The sequence below is a fragment of the Rapidithrix thailandica genome (genome assembly GCF_039710355.1).
Lineage (GTDB): Bacteria > Bacteroidota > Bacteroidia > Cytophagales > Flammeovirgaceae > Rapidithrix > Rapidithrix thailandica.
Genome location: NZ_JBDKWZ010000010.1, coordinates 76,511 through 101,297, shown reverse-complemented (window position 1 = coordinate 101,297; position 24,787 = coordinate 76,511). Strand labels below are relative to the sequence as shown.

Annotated in this window: 22 protein-coding genes; 11 read left to right on the top strand and 11 right to left on the bottom strand. The window is 41.1% G+C overall.

Going from position 1 to position 24,787, the window contains the following annotated elements; translation table 11 throughout:
• Positions 1 to 113 precede the first annotated feature (113 nt).
• A complete protein-coding gene (locus tag AAG747_RS17585) occupies positions 114 to 584 on the top strand; it encodes a hypothetical protein (RefSeq protein WP_346822518.1) in 471 nt (156 codons plus the stop codon).
• Between the two features lie 195 nt (positions 585 to 779).
• Positions 780 to 1,214, top strand: a complete 435-nt coding sequence (locus AAG747_RS17580) for an Hpt domain-containing protein (RefSeq protein WP_346822517.1) — start codon at positions 780 to 782, stop codon at positions 1,212 to 1,214.
• A 32-nt stretch (positions 1,215 to 1,246) separates the two neighbouring features.
• Here the strand turns inward: AAG747_RS17580 and hppD are convergent, their stop codons facing one another.
• The 3 genes from hppD to dinB all read right to left on the bottom strand — a co-directional run bounded on the left by hppD (position 1,247) and on the right by dinB (position 5,138).
• Positions 1,247 to 2,341 (bottom strand): 4-hydroxyphenylpyruvate dioxygenase, encoded by a 1,095-nt coding sequence (gene hppD, locus AAG747_RS17575; protein ID WP_346822516.1) that lies wholly within the window; start codon positions 2,339 to 2,341, stop codon positions 1,247 to 1,249.
• 659 nt (positions 2,342 to 3,000) lie between these two features.
• Positions 3,001 to 3,996, bottom strand: a complete 996-nt coding sequence (locus AAG747_RS17570; RefSeq protein ID WP_346822515.1) for an NAD(P)H-dependent glycerol-3-phosphate dehydrogenase — start codon at positions 3,994 to 3,996, stop codon at positions 3,001 to 3,003.
• Between the two features lie 95 nt (positions 3,997 to 4,091).
• The gene (gene dinB / locus AAG747_RS17565; RefSeq protein ID WP_430300661.1) at positions 4,092 to 5,138 is read right to left on the bottom strand and encodes a DNA polymerase IV; all 1,047 of its coding nucleotides are present in this window, start codon (positions 5,136 to 5,138) and stop codon (positions 4,092 to 4,094) included.
• Positions 5,139 to 5,406: 268 nt separating this feature from the next.
• Here dinB and AAG747_RS17560 point away from each other — a divergent pair, with 268 nt between their 5' ends.
• Positions 5,407 to 6,699: a NupC/NupG family nucleoside CNT transporter gene (locus AAG747_RS17560; protein WP_346822513.1), complete on the top strand. Its 1,293-nt coding sequence runs from the start codon at positions 5,407 to 5,409 to the stop codon at positions 6,697 to 6,699.
• A gap of 197 nt (positions 6,700 to 6,896) precedes the next feature.
• Here the strand turns inward: AAG747_RS17560 and AAG747_RS17555 are convergent, their stop codons facing one another.
• Together AAG747_RS17555 and AAG747_RS17550 are read right to left on the bottom strand one after the other, a co-directional pair.
• On the bottom strand, positions 6,897 to 7,976 hold the full coding sequence (locus AAG747_RS17555; RefSeq protein WP_346822512.1) for a hypothetical protein: 1,080 nt from the start codon (positions 7,974 to 7,976) through the stop codon (positions 6,897 to 6,899).
• Between the two features lie 285 nt (positions 7,977 to 8,261).
• A complete protein-coding gene (locus tag AAG747_RS17550) occupies positions 8,262 to 8,705 on the bottom strand; it encodes a glycine-rich domain-containing protein (RefSeq protein WP_346822511.1) in 444 nt (147 codons plus the stop codon).
• Between the two features lie 328 nt (positions 8,706 to 9,033).
• Here AAG747_RS17550 and AAG747_RS17545 point away from each other — a divergent pair, with 328 nt between their 5' ends.
• From AAG747_RS17545 to AAG747_RS17520, 6 genes are all read left to right on the top strand, one after another.
• On the top strand, positions 9,034 to 9,624 hold the full coding sequence (locus tag AAG747_RS17545) for an RNA polymerase sigma factor (protein ID WP_346822510.1): 591 nt from the start codon (positions 9,034 to 9,036) through the stop codon (positions 9,622 to 9,624).
• Positions 9,617 to 10,999, top strand: a complete 1,383-nt coding sequence (locus AAG747_RS17540) for a TonB family protein (RefSeq protein ID WP_346822509.1) — start codon at positions 9,617 to 9,619, stop codon at positions 10,997 to 10,999. The genes AAG747_RS17545 and AAG747_RS17540 overlap by 8 nt, the downstream gene beginning before the upstream one ends.
• 67 nt (positions 11,000 to 11,066) lie before the next feature.
• Positions 11,067 to 11,741 (top strand): heme exporter protein CcmB, encoded by a 675-nt coding sequence (locus AAG747_RS17535; protein WP_346822508.1) that lies wholly within the window; start codon positions 11,067 to 11,069, stop codon positions 11,739 to 11,741.
• Between the two features lie 33 nt (positions 11,742 to 11,774).
• Positions 11,775 to 12,437 (top strand): cytochrome c biogenesis protein CcsA, encoded by a 663-nt coding sequence (gene ccsA / locus AAG747_RS17530; protein WP_346822507.1) that lies wholly within the window; start codon positions 11,775 to 11,777, stop codon positions 12,435 to 12,437.
• Between the two features lie 45 nt (positions 12,438 to 12,482).
• On the top strand, positions 12,483 to 12,767 hold the full coding sequence (locus AAG747_RS17525; RefSeq protein ID WP_346822506.1) for a CcmD family protein: 285 nt from the start codon (positions 12,483 to 12,485) through the stop codon (positions 12,765 to 12,767).
• Between the two features lie 3 nt (positions 12,768 to 12,770).
• A complete protein-coding gene (locus tag AAG747_RS17520) occupies positions 12,771 to 13,196 on the top strand; it encodes a cytochrome c maturation protein CcmE domain-containing protein (protein WP_346822505.1) in 426 nt (141 codons plus the stop codon).
• A gap of 116 nt (positions 13,197 to 13,312) precedes the next feature.
• Here the strand turns inward: AAG747_RS17520 and AAG747_RS17515 are convergent, their stop codons facing one another.
• Positions 13,313 to 14,119, bottom strand: coding sequence for a hypothetical protein (locus tag AAG747_RS17515; RefSeq protein WP_346822504.1), 807 nt, complete (start codon positions 14,117 to 14,119; stop codon positions 13,313 to 13,315).
• A 467-nt stretch (positions 14,120 to 14,586) separates the two neighbouring features.
• Between AAG747_RS17515 and AAG747_RS17510 the strand changes: the two genes are divergently transcribed.
• Entirely contained in the window at positions 14,587 to 17,115 is a 2,529-nt protein-coding gene (locus AAG747_RS17510; RefSeq protein ID WP_346822503.1) for a zinc-dependent metalloprotease, read from the top strand.
• Positions 17,116 to 17,282: 167 nt separating this feature from the next.
• Here AAG747_RS17510 and AAG747_RS17505 read toward each other — a convergent pair whose 3' ends face one another.
• The 3 genes from AAG747_RS17505 to AAG747_RS17495 form a co-directional block, all read right to left on the bottom strand.
• The gene (locus AAG747_RS17505; protein ID WP_346822502.1) at positions 17,283 to 17,558 is read right to left on the bottom strand and encodes a DUF4834 family protein; all 276 of its coding nucleotides are present in this window, start codon (positions 17,556 to 17,558) and stop codon (positions 17,283 to 17,285) included.
• A 218-nt stretch (positions 17,559 to 17,776) separates the two neighbouring features.
• Complete coding sequence (locus AAG747_RS17500) at positions 17,777 to 20,320, bottom strand: DUF2339 domain-containing protein (RefSeq protein ID WP_346822501.1); 2,544 nt, start codon at positions 20,318 to 20,320, stop codon at positions 17,777 to 17,779.
• A gap of 202 nt (positions 20,321 to 20,522) precedes the next feature.
• Entirely contained in the window at positions 20,523 to 20,957 is a 435-nt protein-coding gene (locus tag AAG747_RS17495; RefSeq protein ID WP_346822500.1) for a hypothetical protein, read from the bottom strand.
• Positions 20,958 to 21,308: 351 nt separating this feature from the next.
• Here AAG747_RS17495 and lhgO point away from each other — a divergent pair, with 351 nt between their 5' ends.
• A complete protein-coding gene (gene lhgO, locus AAG747_RS17490) occupies positions 21,309 to 22,505 on the top strand; it encodes an L-2-hydroxyglutarate oxidase (protein WP_346822499.1) in 1,197 nt (398 codons plus the stop codon).
• Positions 22,506 to 22,586: 81 nt separating this feature from the next.
• On the opposite strand, the gene cysQ is transcribed toward lhgO, so the two are convergent.
• On the bottom strand, positions 22,587 to 23,369 hold the full coding sequence (gene cysQ / locus AAG747_RS17485; protein ID WP_346822498.1) for a 3'(2'),5'-bisphosphate nucleotidase CysQ: 783 nt from the start codon (positions 23,367 to 23,369) through the stop codon (positions 22,587 to 22,589).
• A gap of 102 nt (positions 23,370 to 23,471) precedes the next feature.
• Entirely contained in the window at positions 23,472 to 24,734 is a 1,263-nt protein-coding gene (cysN, locus tag AAG747_RS17480) for a sulfate adenylyltransferase subunit CysN (protein WP_346822497.1), read from the bottom strand.
• Positions 24,735 to 24,787 lie beyond the last annotated feature (53 nt).

Below are 24,787 nucleotides of genomic sequence, written 5' to 3'. Positions count from 1 at the left end.
GTAACCCTCTTTGCCCTATTTTTTACTTGTCTTTCATTATTTTCAAATAACTGGGTGACCATTGAAAGTTAATTCAACTAATCAACAAAAAACAAATATAATTACAACTTACTATGGGTACAGAAGCCGATGATATCATGATAAAATATCTAGACTTTGAAATGGGTAATGATGATGAAATCAAGGAAAATACCTTACCTACAGACCATGTATTTTGTGAATTTGGAAACATTGCCCGTCAAATAAGAACTAGTAAAAACAAGGTAAATAGAGAATGCGAAACCAAAAATACAAACAATCATTTAACTTCTAAGAGCAAAAAAACAAATTTTAAGGAGAGTTTTAAATCTAATAAAAAAACCGCTTGCCACACGAAATATTTAACAGAGGAGCTTCTCGATAATTCTGAAGTGATCCTTTATGTAAAATACCTGATTCAACTAACAATACAAATAGATTCACTACTTTCCTCTTTGAGTCAATCCATTCAACTACTCAAAAACCATGATATATTCAAAAAGCGGCTGATAGCCTCCTACTTTATCTCTTGGATCGTTTCTTTTTGGAAATATCCCTTACTGTAAGTCCGATAGCTGTGAGTCGCTTTTTTGATCGTTTTGAAGTGAAGTAACTCCGCCTGATCATTTAAAAACTCAAGACCTCATTTCAAAACTATTTTCCATACCTAATAGCACTATGAAAAATACTCCGGTCTTTAGGCCATACAAAGTTGAGTAGTCGTTTTTTAGGTGATTTTTTAAGAACTGAAGATGAAAATTATGAGTTTAGCAACTACGAATTACAATTTATCAGAGTGTATATCACTTTCCAAGCATTCCGAACAACGACAGAAAAGTGACCGACAAAACCAGTTGACTGATTTTTCTTATTTAAAAGAAATCAGCATGGGAGATGACAAGATGATTGAAAATATTATTCAACTCTTTTTACAAAAAACTCCAATAAAACTAAAACAATTACAACAAGCCGTAAAAACAAAAGACTGGGCTAAAGTGTACCACTTGGCCCATGCCTTAAAGTCTTCCATGCGCCTTATAGGGGTAAATCCCCAAATAAACCACTTTGCCAGTATAGAGTATGTTGCTTTACATCGAAAAGACCTAAAAACTATCCCGTTCTTGTTACAAAAAAGTACTGCGATCTGTATTGCGATAATCAGCGAATTGCAACAGCTCGATAAGTTAATATACTAAAACCAAAAGGGGCTTATAAAGCCCCTTCGTTTTTATAAATTCCCTCTCAGTGCCTGTTCTCGTTCTATGGATTCAAACAACGCTTTAAAATTCCCTTTCCCAAAAGACCTTGCTCCTTTTCGCTGGATAATTTCATAAAATAACGTGGGGCGGTCTTCCACAGGTTTGGTAAAAATTTGAAGCAAATAGCCCTCTTCATCTCTATCTACTAAAATATTCAATTCTTTTAAAGCGGCTATTTCCTCTTCAATATTCCCCACCCGCTCGAGTAAATCATCGTAGTAAGTATCCGGAACATATAAAAACTCCACACCACGTCTCCGCAATTCCGATACGGTATGTAAAATATCATCTGTAGCAATAGCAATGTGTTGCACCCCTGCACCATTATAGAAGTCCAGATATTCCTCTATCTGAGATTTGCGTTTACCCGCTGCAGGTTCGTTGATCGGGAATTTGATATACCCGTTTCCATTAGACACTACTTTTGACATCAAAGCCGAATATTCCGTAGAAATATCTTTGTCATCAAAGGTAACTAACAAACTGAAGCCCATCACTTTTTCATAAAACTCCACCCAAGTGTTCATTTGTCCCAACTCCACATTTCCAACACAATGATCTACATACTTCAGTCCCACAGACTGAACCTCTTGAATAGGTTCTTTTTCCACAAAGCCGGGTAAAAAAGCCCCTTGGTAATCTTTTCTTTCTACAAAGGTGTGAATGGTATCCCCATAGGTATGAATGCTAGCCATACGCACTTGCCCATGATCGTCTTTTACTACCTGTAGAGGTGCAGCTACTTTTGCCCCTCTGCTTACAGTTTCGTTCAGGGACTTTTCAGCATCGTCCACCCATAAGGCAATAGCTTTTACACCGTCACCATGTTTGCTTACATGTGCGGCAATCTCAGAATCCACTTGTAAAGCAGTGGTAAAAACAAAGCGAAGTTTATTTTGTTCAAGTACATAAGAAGCTCGGTCTCTCACCCCCGTTTCAGGCCCTGCATAGGCAATCAGCCGAAAGCCAAAAGCAGATTGGTAGTAATAGGCCGCTTGTTTTGCGTTCCCTACATAAAATTCAAGATGATCAGTGCCGTTAATTGGCAAAAAATCCTTTTCCATTTCCATGTTTTGTTTATGTGTTTGAAATTATTGGTTAATGAATAGTCATCTCTAGTAAACTCGTGAAGGAGCATGTTGGTCAAGCACTTATTTTTCTCCTCACATTCTCAGTAAGAATAGGTAAATAGCACTCAACACACTACACAACTTTATCAGCCAAGTTAATAGCTAATCACTGATTTATCAAAAAAATTAAAAGCTCTTTTCCAAAGTCTGTCTATCTGTGCAAATGGCAAGTTTTTCCCAAAAAAGCAAGCATTTTCGAGCTATTCGCAACTCCGAAAGGTAGTAGCCATATTTCAAGAAAATTTCCCGGAAAAAGACTGAAATAAGAAGTAGAGGATAAGGCGAATGTGAATTTTCTGATTACACCCAATGCTCTGTCCCACTTTTGATGAAAGACAAAACACTATACATCGCTGAAGTTATTTTCTCAGATAAAAACGAAGGATATTGACTGAAGTAAATCCAAGTTCAACCATGCATAGCCATTAAGCCAAATTGCAGGGTCTTGTTTCTAATTTTTTGTAAGCAAATGAGAGATTGGAAGTTGTATAAAGGCAGCTTTTTTGCCAAAAGCTATTGAAAAGGCTACTCACTATTTCACTTCATCTCTCATTTCCCGTACACTCAACATGAATTATTTAACTCCGAGAAGGCTAATTAAGCTTTTCTTGGAGAATTTTAAATTCTATGATTGGGGTAATCCGCTCATAAATGACATTGTATACTGCAGTGATGATGGGAATATTGACTTTGTATTTTTTATTGATTTCAAAAATACTTTTCAGCGCATAATAGCCTTCGGCCACCATATCCATTTCCATTTGAGCCGACTTTACCGAATACCCCCGTCCAATCATATTGCCAAAGGTACGGTTACGACTAAACTGAGAATAAGTTGTCACTAACAAATCGCCTAAGTAAGCCGAGGCATTCAGGTCCCGTTCTTTAGGGTAAATAGCCTGTACAAACCGGCTAATTTCTTGCATGGCATTCGAGACCAAAACCGCCTGAAAATTATCCCCATAGTTCAGCCCGTGAGCCACTCCACAGGCAATGGCAATAATGTTTTTGATCACGGCACTGTATTCTACCCCCACTACATCCTGGATAGTATGTACATTAATAAAGCGGCATTGCAACATTTTCTCTATACGTATGGCGGTTTCCCTGGCTTCTGAAGCCACTGAAAGATACGATTGTTTTTCCATCGCAACTTCTTCGGCATGACAGGGGCCTGCAATGACGGCAATATCTTTTTCCAGCACTCCAAAACGCTTTTGGATATAGTCGGTTACCAGAATGTTTTCTTCCGGAATCATGCCTTTGATAGCCGACACAACGATCTTCCCCTTCAATATCTGAGTGTCCAGATGAAGCAACACTTCTGCCACAAAAGCCGAAGGAACCACTAAAAAGATGATATCACTTTCGCGTACGGCCAATTCCAAATCCTCTGTGGGACGGATAATATCGGCATCAATATTTACACTACTCAGATAACTAGGATTGTGATGAAACTTGCGAATATGTTCAATATCCTTTTGATTGCGGAGCCACCAATGGGTCACCACTTTATTTTCCGAAAGGATTTTTACAATGGCAGTTGCCCAACTACCTCCTCCGATTACCGCTACCTTTGAATTATTCATTATTTAAGTAGATCTATTGTTAGTATTTTGCTTTTATGAGTATTAGTATTTTTCAGCAAACATCACCAATACTCAAAGTTGGATTTTTCCTGAATTTATTCAATCACTGAAGAAAACAAAGTCAGTTGAACTCCCACTCCTACCGGGTCTAAATTCGAAACCCCTATCCCTAATAAGCGAATGGCCTTGTCTTCAATTTGTGCCTGTTCTATAATTTCTTTAGCAATTTCCCGTATTTGACTTTCACTGGTAATCAAATAAGCGACAGTTTTACTTCTGGTAATTTGTTTAAAATCGTCAAATTTAATCTTAACGGTCAAAGTTCGTCCATATGCATGACTTTTTTCTATTCGTTTCAACAAGAGTTCAGCCAGTTGCTCCACTTGTAAATACACTCCCTGTTTGGTCTGTATATCTTCCGTATAAGTATTTTCTACACTGACGCTCTTCCGTATCCGGTGTGGGTTTACTTTGCGTTCATCCTCTGCCCTCGCTAAATTGTAATAAAAAATACCGGATTTACCAAAATGCCGGATCAATGCAAAACGGTCCCAGCTTTTCAAATCTTTCCCTTCAAAAATCCCCAATTCATGCATCTTATGGGCGGTTACTTTGCCTATTCCATGAATTTTGCTAACAGGTAACTGATCGATAAAGGCAGGAGCTTCCTTAGGGGTAATTACGGTTAAACCGTCCGGCTTTTGATAATCAGATGCAATTTTCGCTAAAAATTTATTGAAAGAAACTCCCGCAGAGGCGGTTAACCCTGTCACTTGTTTGATTTTTTGTTTTATTTCCTGCGCAATGATTGTCGCTGATTTTACCTGTGGTTTATTCTCTGTCACATCCAGGTAGGCCTCATCCAAAGAGAGCGGCTCTACCAAATCCGTGTATTCAAAGAAAACCTCCCGAACCTGGCGGGAAACCTGTTTGTATACATCAAATCGGGGTTTTACGAAAATGATTTCCGGACACTTACGGTACGCCAACACCGAAGCCATGGCAGAGTGTACTCCAAACTTCCGGGCTTCATAACTGGCTGTGGCAACTACCCCTCTTTTTCCTGCTCCGCCTACGGCAATAGGTTTTCCACGGTATTCCGGATGGTCCCGTTGCTCTACAGATGCATAAAACGCATCCATATCGATATGGATTATTTTCCTGACCTCTTGCATAAACGGCTCGACATACCTCCTTTTTTCAAAATTACAGCAAATATTTTAATTAGACTCTAAACTTTTCCGGGCTTCACAAGCCATACCCTGATATTCCTGACGGGCTCTGTATTTTATTTTTTTAGATAAACCAAACTTCTATAGGGCTTTAGGTTTCACAATCAGACTATTAATTTGTATTTTGCGCAGGTTTTTGCAAAAAAAATATCAATTCCTAATCCTTAACACACATAAAATGGATATTATCAGAGGAGCATTTGGTCTTTGTGTCCTAATCGGGATTGCTTGGCTATTTTCCAAAAATAAATCAAAAGTAGATTGGCGGTTGGTGATTACCGGAGTGTTTTTACAAATAACATTTGGTGTACTTATTACTCAAATAGACGCGGTAGCCCAGGCTTTTCACTGGGTGAGTAAAGGTTTTGTAAAGTTATTGAGCTTTACTTCCGCAGGCTCCATCTTCCTTTTTGGCGATCTGGCTAATGGCAACCTTGGAAATATGTTCGCCTTTCAGATTCTCCCCACTATTCTATTTTTTTCTACCGTTTCAGCCGCACTGTACTATTTGGGTGTCTTACAAAAAATAGTAAAGGGTATTGCCTGGGTCATGGCCAAAACCATGAAACTATCCGGAGCGGAAAGCCTTTCAGCCGCAGGTAATATCTTTTTAGGTCAAACAGAGGCTCCACTATTGGTAAAGCCCTTTATCAATAAGATGACCTCTTCGGAATTGATGTGTCTGATGACAGGGGGAATGGCTACCATTGCCGGAGGAGTATTAGCCGCTTTTGTGGTAACCTTGGGAGGAGACAACCCGGAAGAACAGACCAAATTTGCTGCGTACCTGCTCAGTGCATCTATCATGAATGCCCCTGCAGCCATTGTAATGGCCAAAATGATCATTCCCGAAACTCAAAAAGATTTGATCAATCAGAAATTAGAAGTTAACAGCGAACAAATGGGGGTGAACCTCATTGATGCATTGTCTAGAGGAGCTGCCGATGGCTTGAAACTAGCCTTAAATGTAGGGGGAATGCTCTTGGCTTTTACGGCCTTGATCGCGTTGATGAACTACTTTTTCAAAGATATTCTGGGAGACCTGATTGCTCTTAGTGATTGTACCTTAAACCAATGGATAGTAAAGTCTACTGACGGGGCATTCAACGGATTTACCATGCAATACATTTTTGGACAAGTCTTCCGCTTGTTGAGCTGGACCATTGGTGTTGAGTGGTCGGACACTTTAATGGTGGGAAGTTTGATCGGTGAAAAAACTGTTGTCAATGAATTTTTTGCCTATGAACGTTTAGGCAAAGTAAAAGAACTGTTGAGTCCCAAATCCGTTATCATAGCCACTTATGCCTTATGTGGGTTTTCTAACTTCAGTTCAATCGCTATCCAAATCGGGGGAATCGGAGGCATGGCCCCCCAGCGTCAAAGTGATTTGTCTCAATTGGGTATGCGGGCTCTTTTGGCTGCCACATTAGCTTGTTTGATGACAGCAACCATTGCCGGTATGATTATATAAATGTACTTTGTCTGAACGATACCCAGCCTCAAAACAACTTAACTTGGGCGAAGAAAACAAACAAGAAGCCCCTTGAGTGATAGTACACTCAAGAGGCTTCTTTATGAGCCAATTTTGAAAGTAATTGATTGTTGCGTCAAAGTATATTCATAAATCTAGCATTAGTAAAAAATACAAACCTCCAACGAATCCGTTTATTAATCTCCTCCACAACTACTACAGGAACTACAGCTACTGCAAGAACTGCAACTACTTCCGCTGTTGCTATCACTACTACTGTCCGAATCTCCCCAACCGCTAAACCAACTACTATCCGAATCACTACTCAGCGAATCAACCGGCACTTCCACCTCTGCCGGTTCTACTACATCTTCCGCCATGGTCTGAAAGCTGGTCGTATCATACTCTCCCAAGTTGTATCCTTCTTCTCCTACATATAGCATATCACTTCCATTTTCATTTACCACATCTACATTATTGATATAGATATTGTGGTTATGGCACATGTCATACCACATAAAGCTATACAGGAAAGAAGCGTCCATACCACTGTATCCGTGATACACAGGCTCGGCAGTACGACTGTGATAGATTTCTTTGGGGCTATTGACTGGCTGAGTCGGAGCTACGATTTTGGTGTCGTACTTATTAATGATATCATCAATTTTAATGAACTTTTTAATATTTTGCTCCAACTTATTCATGAACAGTTGAAATTCTTTCGACTTTTCCGAGGCAAAAGTATCGTAACTCTTTTGGGAGGAAAAGATCGACTTCATTTTTGATTTCAACACCTCATTGGCGCTTCCATTATTACATTCAAATTCCGAAAGCAAGCCGTTCACAGTAATACTGATAGGATACTCCCCTACCTCATGTGAGCGATTGATCGAAATGTCAATCAAATAATTAAAACTGCCTTCTCTGTGCTCAAGCACCAAATACAAATGATTGAAAAACTGCGCCACGGTGGCGTCCATTTCAATTTCGTACTTATCCAGTGCTTCTTTCAAATCGTCTTCTTTGCCTTCTTCATCCAGATAAAAATCCAAATCATCCTGAGCAATTCTCACCACATTATTGATTCCCATTGAACGGAATACACTGTGGAACTGCTGTAAGATGGAAATGGCTGTAAAAGTTTCTAATTCTTTTTTTTCGGAAAGGCCTCCGATGGTGATAAAGTTCAGCAACCTACGAAAAGCCCCTTTGGGTGGAACCCTTTGAATTTTAGTTAATTGAGAAGGGTCAATGGACAAGGTACCATTAAAATACATAACAAATTCTTCTTATAATGTGAAAACTAATGCTATTGACTTAGCTCATTGCCAAGCCCGCTTTGATCGCTAAAACCCGTCAAAGTAAATTCAGGAACAAGCTATTTAAACTATCTGGATATGATGTATCTGTTCAAAATTTCTCTTTATGAAGAAAAACACATTTTAAAAAATCACAAGCTATGTGATGTGCTATTCATTGACTAGAGGCCTGGTGTCTTCCTATGCTTTAAAAAACGTTGGGTTAGAACCATTGCTTATCTATTTAGTAATTCAGGTAGTTCCTTATGGGTTGCCTGAACACAGGCCGCATTGTGCTTCTTCCCACAATTGGCTCGCTTCTTCCCCCCAATACACAACCGGAGGTTTGCCTATAAACGTTGTATACAGTTTCAAGGTTTGTTGATATTGGCGATGGTTTTCATTCTGGGACCCTCCGGGATGATGATGAATCATTCTTCCGAAATTCACCTCACAAAAATTATAGTAATACCGGGTACAAAGAATAAATTCATGCCAGGCATAATCCACTTTAAGTGAAGGAGATAATTTTTGATCGGAAAAAGCAATTAAATTTAAAAACTTGATCACTTCGGTAAGCACAGGCAACACCTCTTTTTCTTCAACGGGTACACCTTTCGCTATTTTACCTGTCAATACCGGATTGTCCTTTAAAATCGTCTCTGCCAGTCGCACATGATCCACTTTCTTAGGATGTAATGGGTCCATAAGTATAGTTGTTTATTTATTCTTCAAAAATAACAATCTCTAAGAATTCATTAAGAAAATAACATAAATTGTGGCAATGGCTCGAAGTGATACAAAGCGCATATCACTCTTTCTGGCAAGTATCTTGTAGCTGCTCACTATTTCTTGGGATTTACAAATTTTTCACAAGAAACTCCTCTGTATCAATTAGCCTTTAAACGCTCCAAAACTTTTAGAGCATTTTGTACAATCGCTAGCACTGTTTACTTTTACCAAATTCAATCAAATCAACGGACAGCCTTAGCCAAAGGCTCATCCTATTCCAGGGTAAACATGATGTTTGAGTAACATGATTTTCAGACTTTCTTCCAAACCGGCAAAAAAAACCGACCAGGAATTGCTTTTGCAATACCGGGCAGGAAAAGATATGGCCAGTTTAGGAGAACTCTACAACCGGTATATTGAATTGGTATACGGTGTTTGTTTTAAATATTTGAAAAACCGGGAAGAAAGTCAGGATGCGGTCATGCAGCTTTTTGAAAAGCTGGCACAAGAGTTAGAAAAAAGTCCAGAAATTCAGAATTTCAAGACTTGGCTCTACGTAGTCACTAAAAACTTCTGTCTCATGCAACTCCGGGCCAAGTCGGCGCATAAACATCAAGCATTTTCAGAAAGTCTTTTGCCCGAAGATATGGAAAAGTATGAATCATTGCATCCTACTAATGAAGAACTGCTTGAAAATAACCTGAGTGCTTTGGATGAATGTTTAAAACACCTGAAAGAAGAACAAAAAAAATGTGTGGAGTTGTTTTACCTGAAACAAAAGTGCTATCAGGATATTACTCAAGATACAGGTTATGAACTCAAAAAAGTGAAGAGCTATATTCAGAATGGAAAAAGAAATTTAAAAATTTGCATGGAGAATCATAAAGGTGAGTAATTCAACATTCCATACCGACCCTGAAATTACCGCAGAAATGCTAAAAAAATACCTGGAAGGGACACTCAGCCCTGCTGAGATGTACCGGGTAGAAAGGGCGGTTATGCGTGATCCGTTTTTACAAGACGCCTTGGAAGGCATGGAGGAATTTGAGAATACGGAAGTGTTTGCTCAGGATGTAGAAGGGCTAAAAGCATCATTGGCTCAAAAAACTCAAACAAACAAACGGCACAGGTTCGTGCCACAATACCGTTGGCTCGGCTCGGCAGCCGCAGTTCTAATTTTAATATTTGTCGGGTATTTTGCCTTAAGGCCGCCTCAAGAAGAAGCTCCTTCGGAACTAGCCTATGAAGCGCCTAAACCCACTACCCAACCTAAAACTCAAAACAAGCCGGGAGTATCGGAAACCGCCCCTATGGGAAAAGCAAAGGAGGACAGTCAGGAGCTATCACCTGCAGTAGCAGCTCCCACTGTGAAAGCTCCTAGCCCCACCGTAAAATCTTCTCCTTCGGCTCTTCCAGTTCCAACACCTACCGATGACACAGAAGAAATCGAGCTTATGGAATTGGATATCATGGATGAGGAGATAGCCTTACAAGAAGAAGAGGCATTGGAAGAGTTTGTAGCTGATCCTACTATTCAAGATTACGAACAAGATACATTACTGCAAGATACTCTTACGCCAAAGGCAAACACAACTCTTAACGCTCTTTCAGGAAAATCTTCCGGAATAAATATTACACAAAGGGCCAAGAAGAAACAAGAAACGGAACACTTGATCAACATTAGCGGGACAATTAAAGGGGCTAATGATGAAGCAGCGCTCCCGGGAGTGAATGTTCTCGTAAAAGGAACTGCTATAGGCACAAATACGGATATCGAAGGTAAATACACTTTACAAGTCCCTCAAAATTTACGTCAAAACCCCTTGGTATTTTCTTGTATCGGATACCAAACACTTGAAATACCGCAAGCGTCCAGAACGGTAATCGATGTGCAGCTTGAGCCGGAGTTAATGGCGCTGGAAGAGGTGGTTGTAACAAAAGGGCAAAAAGAAGAAAAAAGCCATTCAACCTCTACTGCGGCAAAGCCATCCGGTGGTTTTAATGGCTACAAGAGATATTTAAAGGCTCATTTGCGCTACCCTGAAGAAGCTCTCAAAGAGAAGGTGGAAGGAATCGTGAAAGTACGTTTTACAGTATTGCCCGATGGTAACATCTCGGATGCAAAAATTCACAGTGGCCTGGGATATGGCTGTGATGAAGAAGCACTCCGGCTCATCGAAGAAGGCCCCTCTTGGATACCGGCTCAAGAAGGTGGGCAAAGCGTAAGCCAAGAGGTTACCCTACGGGTCAGATTCAAACTACCTCGCTAGAAAAAAGCCCAAATCCCTCTAAAGTTTTTTGCCAATCGGGTCCGGGTGTTTACATTTGCCCCGGTATATGAAACAGCTATTTTCCGAAATATTTACGCTGGTCAAAAAGGACTTTCTCTTAGAATTCAGACAACGCTCAGCCCTGAATAGCATCCTCTTGTATGTATTCAGCACCGTGTTTGTCTGTTATCTGAGTTTCAGTCTGGTAGCCATGCAGCTCAATCCCATTACCTGGAATACCCTTTTCTGGATTATTCTATTATTTTCGGCTATCAATACCATCGCCAAAAGCTTTGTCCAGGAAAGTGACGGGCAATATTATTTCTATTATTCTTTGGTGAGCCCTCAGGTGATGATCCTTGCCAAGATTTTGTACAATGCTCTATTAATGATCGTGACGGCAATCTTTGCATTGATCATTTTTATATTGGTAATGGGCAACCCTGTGCAAGACCTGGCTTTGTTCATCGGCAACCTGATACTGGGAGCTATTGGTTTTGCGGTTTCACTTACTTTGATTGCCGGAGTAGCCATTAAGGCTAATAAAAGTACGGGCCTAATGGCTATTTTGGGTTTTCCCATTATCATCCCCATGATTTTGATGCTCATCAAGGTTTCTAAAAATGCGGTGGATGGTTTGGACCGGAGTGTCAGTTATGACGAAATTTTAACGATATTTGCTATCAACTTGATAGTGGTCACTGTTTCTTACATCCTGTTCCCCTATCTTTGGCGCAGTTAACAACAGAGGTGTAAGCGTAATCTTGAACATACGATGAAAAATACTTGGTGGAAAGTCTTGACAGTGCTGTTGTTGTTTTATACTCTGATCGGAGGCTTCCTCTTGGAAGTACCCCGGTTAAACATCCTCAATGAAAGCATCCGGAACCTCTACTTCCATGTACCCATGTGGTTTGGCATGATCCTGTTGTTGGGCAGTTCTGTCTATTACTCTATTAAGTACCTGAATACTCAAGAAGAAACCTATGACATCAAAGCCTCTGAATGTGTCAATGTGGGTTTGCTTTTTGGCATTTTGGGTATCCTTACCGGAATGATGTGGGCCCATTATACCTGGGATCAGTTTTGGTCGGGGGATCCTAAACAAAACGCATCAGCCGTGGCCTTAATGGTATATTTTGCCTACTTGATTTTGCGAGGAGCTTTTAGCGATGAAGTGCAACGCAACCGGATCAGCGCGATTTATAATATCTTTGCCTATGTTTTATTCTTGGTCTTGATTTTCATTCTTCCCCGGATGACAGACTCATTGCACCCGGGCAGCGGTGGCAATCCGGGCTTCAATGCCTATGACATGGATTCCAAGCTACGGTATGTATTCTACCCGGCGGTGATTGGCTGGACCTTATTAGGAGTTTGGTTGGTAAGCTTACGGGTACGTTTGCAAATCATTCAACACAAGTTGGATACACTATAGACTAAGCGCATAAGGAAATAATTCTCAAACTGTATATACTGAAAAATGTTATTAAATAAGAAACTCAAATATTTTACCCTGGCATTGTGCTGGACCTTTTCGGTGCTTTTGATAAGCCCGGTTTGCCAAGCCCAGGATAAGATCCAGATTACGGAGGATGATTATACCAATACCCAAGTGGAAATGGCCGATGTCTTCCGCCAAAACGGAAAGATCTATGTGGTAGTGGCTACCTTGGGTATTATCATGGCCGGATTCCTGACATACGTGGTGATTCTGGACCGGAAGGTAAAGAAACTGGAAGAGACTATTCAATCAATCGAAAAATAAACTATGAAAAAATCACATATCCTTGCGATCGTAATTCTGGCAATAGCCGTAGGAATCATCGTCTCCACAGCGGGAGATGCCAGTCAATATGTGACTTTCGATACGGCCTTTACAATGGCTGAAAATGGAAATACGTCCAAAGTCCATGTGGTGGGAGAATTAAAGAAAGATGCCAGCAACCAAGTGGTGGGCATTGAGTACGACCCCGCCAAAAACCCCAACTACATTGCCTTTACGTTGGTAGACAACAACAAAGAAGAGCATAAAGTAATATGTAGTAACCCTCCCGCTTCCATGAGAGATTTTGTAAAATCTGAAAAGGTGGTAATTATTGGGCGTGCGGATGGAAATCAGTTTGTGGCAAATAAAATCCTGATGAAGTGCCCGTCTAAATACGAGGAGAACCAAATGCAAGCATCCAGTATATAAACGTTGGAACTTAGCACTATTGAACACAAGGGGTTAACCAATTTGAAAACTGGCTAACCCCTTGTGTTCTTTTATGCTTCTTGGTCAATACTCCCAAACACAAACCCCCAGGCATGTCAATTGTTTAATGCTCCATCATCTACCCAACAAGCCAGCTGATCGATTTGTGCTTGCGTCAACGAACCTGTCCTAGGCATATCCCTGGATTGAGTACGCGATTTCATTTCCGCTGCATTTTGTTGAATATTGGATAAGGAATTAAAATTCACCCGTCCCGTACCGGATACATGACAGCCGGAGATTGCACACTTACTTTGCACCAACGGACGGATATGATCTTGATAGGTAATCCCTGAAGTTACTTGTACAAATGCCGTGGCCCCACACCCCTGATTATCCTTTACTGTTACGGAATACCCGTCCGCTTCCAGATTGGTAAAAGTGCCGCTTTCCTGAAAAGCCCCTCCGTTTAAAGAAAACATCAAATTGCCAGAAGCCCCTTCTACCGAAGCATTGATTACCCCATTACTTTCTCCACAGCCGGAAGGCACAATGTCAAATTCCAACACAATCCCTGATTCATCGGTTAAGGTTACACTTAAAGAGGCTTCACAATTATTTTGATCACGTGCTTTTATCTGATAAGTTCCGGCGGTAAGTTGTGAAAATACGCCCCCACTTCTGAATGGCCCGTCATTAATGCTATACCGGTACCCTTCCCCTCCTCCTCCTGAGGCCGTCACTGAAATTTCTCCGGTGGCTTGGTCACAAGCACTTGGAGAGCTGCTGTTTAAGGAAAGTGAAACCGGATTCGCTCCACAATCAAAGCGCGGGGTTACATCGTCATCGGATGAGCTACAAGCATACAACACACCGAAACCAGCCACCAAACCCAAGGCCCAATTTTGTACTTTGGTAAACATAGTTGATAAGATAACAATTGTTTAAACGAATGGTGATGAGTTAATTATAGTACATACATACCATAGGCAAAAAACACCCTCCTATTAGTAAGTCAGGTATTCAAGGTTAGAAAACCGGGGTGTGTTATTTTGAGTTGAGGATACTTGTATAGCAGGACGTAGATGATTGCATTGATGGATGGAATCTACCAAGTTTTTTTTGCAGACCCCTCTTGTCTCTTACAACACTATGTAAAACCGATAAAATTCCACAGTTTTCTATTTCTTGACTGTCTTGGCAGAAAAAAACGACCCTTGCAAAGCTCCATTTTCTAACCACAAACCCACTACTCTGACCACTCATCCTATTCTTGAGTAAAGGTTTGGTAAAATATGTCTAATTTCCGGCTTTATTCTACGGTTCCAAGGAAATCAAAGAATGAACACCCACATTTTTCATTTTTATCATTCATAAATTAATTAACAAAATGATCAATAAACTTCCCATATTCAAGCAGTTGCTTTATAGCTTATTGCTGAGTGGATTCATACTGGCCCAACCCGGAGACGGCCGGGCTCAATCAAAGAAAAAGAAGAAAAGTAAAAAAGGCGAAACAGAGCAAGTAACCCCGCCTAAAAAGCCGAAAAGCACCTCTAAAATCAAACCCTACAAGGACATCATTACGGATAAGGCGATCAGTGACGAAGGCATGTTCACGGTTCATAAAGTGGAGGAGAAGTATTATTTTGAAATTCCCGATTCACTTTTGGAAAGGGAAATCTTAGTCATTAGCCGGATTTCGGGGACCGTACAAAACTTTAATTTCGGAGGTGCCGGAATGCGCTCCCGCCCCCAGCAAGTGGTGCGCTTCCAAAAACACGAAGAAAAGCTCTTGTTGCGTTCGGTGTCGTTCAACAATGTGGCCGATCCTGACCAACCGATCTATAAATCGGTGAGAAATAACAACTTTGAGCCCATCATCACCTCCTTTGATATTTCTGCGCTAAGCAATGACTCCACCGGTTATGTAGTAGAGGTATCCGGCTTTTTCACCAGTGATGTGGAAATGATCGGCCCATTGACATCAAGCCAACGTAAAAACTTCGGAGTAAAACGCTTGGACCGCTCACGCTCTTTGGTCGTCCGGATGAAAAGCTTCCCGCAAAACGTAGAAGTCCGTCATATTCTCACCTATGATGCCAGCAAGCCTCCAAGCAATGCCACTACGCAAGTGCTCTCTCTGGAGATGAACCAATCATTTGTATTGCTTCCCAAAACTCCTATGATGCCTCGTATCGCCGATGAACGGGTAGGCTATTTCAGTATTCAGCAATACGATTATGGTTCGGAAGAACACAAAGCGGCCAAACGCACCTATATTACACGATGGAAATTGGAGCCTAAAGACAGAGAGGCCTTTAAAAGAGGCGAACTGGTTGAACCCGTAAAACCGATTGTGTATTACATTGACCCTGCCACTCCTGAAAAATGGAGACCTTATTTGAAAAAAGGCATTGAAGACTGGCAAACGGCTTTTGAAGCGGCCGGGTTTAAAAATGCAATTTTGGCCAAAGACCCTCCAAGTAAAGAAGAAGATCCGGAATTTGACCCGGAAGATGTGCGGTATTCCGTGATCCGCTATGTGACCAACCCAATTCAAAATGCCATGGGCCCTCATGTGCATGATCCCCGTTCCGGTGAAATCATCGAAAGCGATATTATTTGGTACCACAATGTGATGAACCTGTTGAGAAACTGGTTTTTCGTTCAGACTGCCGCCATCAACCCTGAAGCCAGAAAAACAAAATTCAGCGATGAGTTAATGGGACAACTGATCCGTTTTGTATCGTCTCACGAAGTGGGCCATACTTTGGGCTTACCCCACAATATGGGCGCCAGCTCTTCTTATCAAGTGGACTCTTTACGCTCTGCCAGCTTCACACATAAAATGGGAACGGCTCCTTCCATTATGGACTACGCCAGGTTCAATTACATAGCTCAGCCAGAGGATAAAGGTGTCGCTTTATATCCTAAAATCGGAGTGTACGATATGCATTCAATCTACTGGGGTTATCGCCCCATCTTGGAAGCAAATTCTCCCGAAGAGGAAAAGGTTACTTTACATGCCTGGATTCGCAAACACGAAAATGATCCGATGTATCGTTTCGCCCAACAAACCGCCCGCCCGATCGACCCCTCCGCACAAACGGAAGATTTGGGGGATGATGCTGTAAAAGCCAGCTCATACGGCATTGCCAACTTGAAACGCATTGTTCCGAACCTGATCGAATGGACCGCAGAAGATGGAAAAGACTATGAAGACTTACAAGAACTCTATAGCAACGTCATCGGACAATGGAACCGGTATATGGGCCATGTGGGAGCCAATATAGGGGGCATTTACGAGTATGATAAAACCTATGATCAGGCAGGAGCTGTCTATGTACATGTATCGAAAGAAAAGCAAAAAGAAGCATTGAACTTTTTAATCGAACAGGCATTCGTTACCCCCGAATGGATGATCAATACGGAAATTCTCAACAGGATCGAAGATGCGGGAATCGTGAACCGTATCCGCTCAGCACAAGTAAGAGTATTGAGTAATGTATTGGATTTTAGTCGTTTGGCCAGAATGATCGAAAACGAAACACTGAATGATGACAAAGCCTATTCCGTGTTGGAAATGATGGATGACTTACGTGAAGGGGTTTGGTCCGAAACCCAAAGAGGACATAAAGTCGACACTTACCGGAGAAATTTACAAAGAGCGTATATCGAAAGCCTGGAAGTATTGGTAAAAAAGGAACAAAACTCCGTTCCGTCAGCTTATGCCTCTATGTATGGACATACCTCTGTGGATGTTAGCCAATCGGACATCCGGCCTATTGCACGGGGTGAGTTAAAAAAATTACAATCACTCGTTAAAAGAGGCTATACACTATCCAGAGACGAATTGACTAAATATCATTACGATGAATTGTTAGCGAGAATCGAGCAAATGCTAGAGCCTAAATAAGCTTTTTTATAAGCATTCGAAATATCCCTTATCTAACGAGAGAAAAAAATCCCTTCCTGAAAATGAGTATGGAAGGGATTTTTTATGTATACTGATGCAACGAAACCTTCATTATGAAAACAGGGCTTCCCTGTCAAAACCGTTAATGTTTTTCCAAGAACCTAGACTTAATCAGACTTCCCCTTCACTTCCTCAAAATCAACATACTCTCCTCCATTATAGCTTTTCCGCTGCTTTTTTTCATTTTTATTAGACACCGTAATTTTAAGGTCTCCCTGGCTCCAAGAGCGTTTCCCTTGCCGCCTTTCTTGTTCTTTTTTAACTTCTTTCTGAATTTGCTTTCCCATAAACCAGTAAGCTACCCTTAAAAAGTAACCTGCAAAGCGGGAAATTATATAAATAATCACAATTGCGATTATCAGAAACTTGATTAATGCTGTCATAGATTTAGAAAGTTCGTCATTAATTGTTAGTAGTGTATTCTAATTCCTGAGCATTCAACAATTTAAAAGCATTTCTTTTAAAAGAGAAAAGATCATGAAAGTGTGAAATTCACTCGATGAGTGATTATTCAAATAGTATGATCTATGCTTTTACAAACTTGTAATACGTTCTTTTGCTTTGAACAACTATGAGCCGTCACGGACTTCCGTATAGAAACTTAATACTCCCAATCATCCTCATCGTTGTCTTCATCATCCAACAACATCTCATCCGAAAAGTATTCATCTGTCAGATTGTCGGCCTCTGCGTTCAAATTTCCCGTATTCACTAACTGTTTGACATATTTGTACTGTAAACTTACAATTAACATCACAACTCCGATAAGGATTGTTGCGATAATTTGTGCGATGGTATCCAGTTTCCATATATCAAATCCAAAAAACTTCACAATGGTCAGGGTAAACAAAGTCAGGGAAATCATACGGAGTTCTTTGATTTTGTATTTCATTCCCAAAAACATCAGCAAAAGACAAATCACACTCCATAATACAGACCAGCCCGTCAGCCGGATGGGTTCAAGCATGCTCTCAACTTTTGCCCCCTGAATTCCAGCTTTCACCAACAAAATCGTATGCTCCAACTCAAAAGTCGCGTGGGCAATGCCCATGATACACAATAGCCAAATGACAAAGCTGTAAGAACCCTGTTGATAGCTTTCGGCCCGCCGGATATCCGTAATCAAAACGATTGCCAGATAAAGGGTCAGTCCTACATTGATATAATGAATTCCATAGGCATAGAAAGGCAATTCACCCACCAAAAATAAATTCCGCAGGGTAATGGTACTGGAATGTCCGAAAAACAGATAGGACAATACTGTAAGCACCATCAAGCTGGCATTGAAAACAATATAGCGGTCCAATTCATAATCAAAGATAATTTTCCGGAAAAGCAATAAATACAACATGGTAAAGATTCCGACCAATAAAACCCGCAAATCGTTGCCCCCGGAAAGCCCCTCAGTATGAAAAACAATTTCCAGAAATACCGTCAAATACCCGGACAACAATAATACCCCTCCTAAAAACCGGATCACGGACACACGGCCTATCCCGGCCACTCTTTGAGTTTTGCGATCGTCCAAAACCATTAAACGAATCAGCATTACAGCCCCACAAGTAATCAAGCTCGCCCAAAATCCCCGGTTAAACATAAATTCCAGACCACTCTCCGGGGTAAAGTAGGTTTTTATCCAGGTATATCCCAGACTTGCCACTGTGCAGAGGCATATATAAAAGGCAATTTTTTTCAGATAACTTTCTTCCAGTTGTATGGCTAACCAAAAAATCACCATCGCCTCTACTGCAAAAAAAGTATTGAGGTAAACGGTAGGAATTAATAAATAACCGGGTATCGTAAAAGCACAAGCGATGACCAAATAAAAGTTGTTGATATATTCCTGATTGACAATATGCCGGTGAAACACCACCAAAAAATACGCTAAATTGACCATGCCGATTCCGATGGAAAAGGCCGCATACCAGCTGGTGGGAGCCGCTAACTTCACTAAGGAAAGCCAGGTAGAAAAAGCATATAAAACCGTTAAGAGTAGGTAAAGAGAATGGTCCGGCTTGAAGAAGGTCTTCTTATTCCGGTCATGAAATAACAGGTTGGAAGTCGTTAAAGTCAAATAGGCCAGAGAAGTAAAAAACAAAAACCACAAATACACTTCCACTCCGGTAGATTTCTCTAAAAACATCCATCCGCCAAGAAAGCAAGTGGTGATGACGGTAGCTATTACATGAATTATTTTCCAACGTTTCATGTAGGCCACTGCCAACATAGAAACGTTCAAAGCACTGATATACGAAAAGAAAGCAACATAATTACCGCCTCCATCGCTCACCAACAAAGGTGTGGCATAGCCTCCGATCAATGCTGCCACAGACAGTTTTCCTTTATTATACCACACGGCAAAAAGCACACAAAGGCAGGTAATCAATACCATGGTGACAAATGCCTGGGTTTGATTAAACCAGCCATAATCCTCATACGCCAACAAGGTGGTATAATACAGTACAAAGGTACCGGCCGAAACTAAAATATTGGTATACGATTTTTCTTGTGTTAACAAGTAATGGGCCAGGCCAAAAAAGCCTCCTCCAATCAGGATGCCGGTAGCAACCCGGAGTCCCTCACTGACCATTCCTGTAGACACACCGTAACGAAACAAAATGAGCACCCCAATGGAGATGATCAGGACGGCTACTTTGTTGATAATATTTTCTCCGATGTACTCTTCCAGATCCTTTTTAATTTCCGGAAGGTCTGTAGGAATTTTATCTAATAAAGGGCCTTTCTTGCTCTCCTTTTGTGATTTCATTTGGGCAATCTCTTCTTGAATGACCGCCTCATCTTTTAAGAATTCTTTTACATAGACTTTATTTTCGTAATTTTTCCAATTGATTGTTCCCTCCCGTTCTTCCTCCGAACGGTTTTTACGCATCTCTTCCATTTCTTCCAGGCTTGGATACAAACGGGTAATCAGCTCTTGCTCGTGCTTGGTAAATCCTCCTGCTTCAAAAATGGCCTTATAGACCTCATCTTCTTTTAAACTAGCATAAATAGGGTCCTCGAATTTATGACTAAAGCGGTAATTGGTCAGAAGTCTTCTGAACTCCTGAATACTCTTTTTCGCTTCTTCCGCCGACAACTCTTCTCGGGGCTTTTGAGAATCCTCTTTGTTTTTATCTTCTTCCAATGACTTGATGAATTAAGTATTTCTGAATTATTTCTACACTCTCCATCATACTTCTTTAAAAACTCATTAAAATTAATAATTCATACAAAACTATAAAATGCTTGCTCATGCATTACAGCTAAAAGAAAAACATGCTCCACAAAAAAGGCCCTGTCTTTATGAATTAAGACAGAGCCTTTTTTTATTAAAGCTGAAAGTCTCCTTAGACCCAGGAGGATTTCTCTTTTGACCAAATTTCTTCTTGTTGCTGGTTGTCTATGTTTAATACCACTCTCATAGGATTCGGTATCAGTGCCAGTTTGGTTTCATTATCCGGGAAATCGTCCAAATCCACCGTGACGCCTTGATTGGCTTTTACATCATAGATGCTTCCGATTTCATTCTCGCCTACTTTATTATACTCCCGAGCAATATAGCTGAGGGGGGAAAGCACATCAATATCCGGACAATACTCATCGTGGATATCGGCGATCACTTCTTCGAGTTCCGAACCATACTTGGCTAAAAATTCATCTTCAATTTTATGTAATTCATCTTCCAGACGATCGTATTGCTCGTCATTGTAATCCAGGGCATTGAGTTTATTTTTTTTCTCAATGATTTCGATCATTGCCCGGTCAACCTGTGTGTCAAACATGATTGGTTAAATTTGTTTTATAAAAACTCTAATTATCAGATAGTTAAAAAAGTGCAATAAGCATTATGTTTATTATTTCAGATATCTCTGACTATGTTGCAAATTTAATTAATATAACTTAAAGATGCTTTGCAAAAGTATATGTTCCATGTCAAGTGATATAAAATTTACGAGGATCGGGAAAACAGGGTTACGCAAATATGCTTTTGAATAAAATTTACTTCTATGAGAATGGGGGGTACGGCCCTTCTTTCGTAAAAACACCAAGCATTACACTAAAATTACCCGGGTAATTTTAACTTTGCCCACAGAGTAAATCAATCGCAAAATAATCTAAAAAATAGCCAAGCTATGAAATACGATATAGTAGTAGTGGGAGCAGGAATCGTTGGTTTGGCAAGTGCCTACCAACTACTCCGGCAGCAACCAAAACTCAAGGTAGCCATCATTGAAAAGGAAGCTCAAACGGCCACACATCAAACCGGGAACAACAGTGGGGTCATCCATTCCGGTGTCTATTACAAACCCGGTAGTCTCAAAGCTACCAATTGCCGCAAAGGCTATGAAAAGCTCCTTGAATTCTGCAATCAGGAGGAAATTCCGTACGAATTATGTGGAAAAATCATTGTGGCTACGGATAGAAAAGAACTGCCTGCCTTGGAGCGAATTTATCAAAGGGGGAAGGAAAACGGCTTGGACCAAATCAGCCGTATGTCTGCCGAAGAGCTAAAAAACAAAGAACCTTACGTATCCGGTATTGAGGGGCTTTGGGTGCCCTATGCAGGCATTATCAATTATAAAAAAGTGGCTCAAAAAATTGCCGATAAGATCCGTGAAGCCGGAGGCCGGCTTTTCTTCAATGAAGAAGTCAAAAGTATTCAGGCATTTGGCAGTGGTCAGATAATCCAAACCGACCAATCGGAATACAGCACCAAACTTTTGGTGAACTGTGCCGGGTTGTATTGCGATAAAATAGCGCAAATGGCGGGTCAGCAAGTCAATGTCCGGATTATTCCGTTCAGAGGGGAATATTACGAATTGAAAAAGGAAAAAGAGCATCTGGTCAAAAACCTGATTTACCCGGTACCCGATCCCAGCTTCCCATTCTTGGGAGTCCACTTTACCCGGATGATGGACGGAGGCATTGAGGCCGGGCCAAACGCGGTATTGGCTTTCAAAAGGGAAGGATACCAAAAGACCGATTTTGATCTGAAAGAGTTTTATGAGGCGATCAGCTGGCCGGGCTTTCAAAAAGTGGCGGCAAAATACTGGCAAACCGGACTGGGTGAAATGTACCGTTCCTATTCAAAAGCAGCCTTTACCAAAGCACTACAGCGTTTGTTACCCGAAATCAAAGAGGAGGATTTAAAACCAGGCGGAGCTGGAGTAAGGGCCCAAGCCTGTGACAAAAACGGTGGGTTATTGGATGATTTTAAAATCCTGGAAGATAGACGGAGTATCCATGTGTTAAATGCTCCATCACCTGCCGCCACTTCTTCCTTGGCCATTGGTGAAACCATCGCGGATATTACCTTAAAACATTTTTAATAGGTGTTAAAGCCCTTATTCAATTCCCGGATGAAGGCATTCGAAATACCTTCACCCGGGAATTGTTTTTTCACCTAAAACCTAGCGCTTTCCGTAGGCCACAAAATATGGGTTTCGTAAAATTTCTTTATTATAAGCCAGAGGTTGTTGGGTCTTATAATTGATGACTGATCCACCGGCTTCTTCCACGACGATTTGGGCCGCTCCCGTATCCCATTCCATAGTAGGGGCTAAGCGGGGATATACGTGGGCTTTCCCTTCTGCCACCAACATAAATTTCAAAGAACTGCCCATACTTACCACTTCCGGCTCTTTCAACTGCTCCATAAAAGCCACCGTTTCATCGTTCATATGCGAACGGGAACCCACTACTTTCATACTGGGAGTACTGAGATGATAATCCGCACATTGCAGTTGCACGGCAGTTTGCCCCTCTACCGACTTGAAGGCCCCCTGACCTTTCACAGCCCAATACATTTCTTTTTTTACGGGAACATAAACAACTCCCAAGACGGGCTTCCCACCTTCAATCAGTGCAATATTCACTGTAAACTCCCCATTGCGCTTGATAAATTCCTTGGTACCGTCCAATGGATCTACCAACCAAAAGCTATCCCAATTAGCTCGCTCCGTATAATCAATATCCTTGCCTTCTTCACTTAAAATAGGCACGGAAGAAGTTTCCAACACCGCCACGATTGCCTTATGAGCAAGCTTATCGGCCAAGGTCAAAGGAGATTTGTCATCTTTCGCCTCTTCTCCGAACTCTCCGGAATTGTATACCGTCAAGATTTGTTCACCGGCTTCAATCGCTACGGACTTTGATTTTTCAATCCATTCGTTCAAAAAGTTTTCGCTAAGCATACGTGTGAGGGTTAATGGGGTTAAAAAAAATAGCTGGTAATCAGAAAAAGACTACCAGCCAAAATATTGATATTTAAGAATATATTTCCGGTACCAAAGGTATTAGATAATCATTCCTGCAGCCACCGTTTCATTTGTAGCTTGATCAATCAGGATAAACGAACCTGTATTTCTGTTTTTCCGGTAGCTATCATAAAACATGGGCTTGGTAGTGCGGATTTTCACCCGGAAGATATCATTCATTTGAATTTCTTTATCTTCCTCATTCCGGTGCAGTGTATTGATATCTACTTTGTATACGACTTCTTTCAACATGGCTTGTGCCTCATTGCTCGTATGCTTGATAAAATATTTTCCCCGGGGCACAGGCGCTTTCGGGTTCATCCAACATACCATGGCCTCCAGATCTTGAGAAGCTTTGGGTTGATTGTTGACTTTCACAATCATATCTCCTCTGCTGATATCGATATCGTCTTCCAATTGCATCGTCACAGACATCGGAGCAAAGGCCTCTTCCAACTCTCCCTCCAGAGTATCAATAGATTTAATTTTGGAGTTGAACCCCGAAGGCAATACACTTACTTCATCCCCTTTTCTAAAGATCCCCCCGGCTACCCGGCCTGCATAGCCCCGGTAGTCATGGTATTCCGTAGAATGAGGACGGATGACTGTTTGCACTGGAAAACGGGCATCGATATGGTTTTCGTCACTACCGATATGGATATTTTCTAAGAGATACAAAAGTGTAGAGCCTTTGTACCAATCCATTTTTTCAGAGCGATCCACCACATTATCTCCTTCCAGAGCACTAATTGGCAGAAAATGCACATCGTTTACTTCCAGTTTGGAAGCAAAGCGCTTGTAATCTTCCACGATTTTATTGTAGATCTCTTCATCATAATCCACCAAATCCATCTTGTTTACACATAAGACGATATGAGGAATTTTCAAGAGTGAAGCGATGTAGGAGTGTCTGCAAGTCTGCTCTACCACACCTTTCCGGGCATCTACCAGAATTAAGGCCAGATTTGCGGTAGAAGCCCCCGTCACCATATTGCGCGTATATTGTACGTGACCGGGTGTATCGGCAATGATAAACTTACGGTTAGGCGTAGCAAAATACCTGTAGGCTACATCAATGGTAATTCCCTGCTCCCTTTCATCTTTCAATCCATCCGTCAGCAAGGAAAGGTCCACATGTCCGAGGCCTTTCTTTTGGCTGGATTTTTCCACGGCTTCCAATTGATCCTCGAAGATTGATTTGGAATCGTACAGTAACCGCCCGATCAATGTACTTTTCCCATCATCCACACTTCCGGCTGTAGTAAACCGGAGCAATTCCATATGCGAATAATCTTGAGACATTGTATATATCCTTATTTAATAAGTTCGAAATAAATAATTTTCATGGCTTGCGG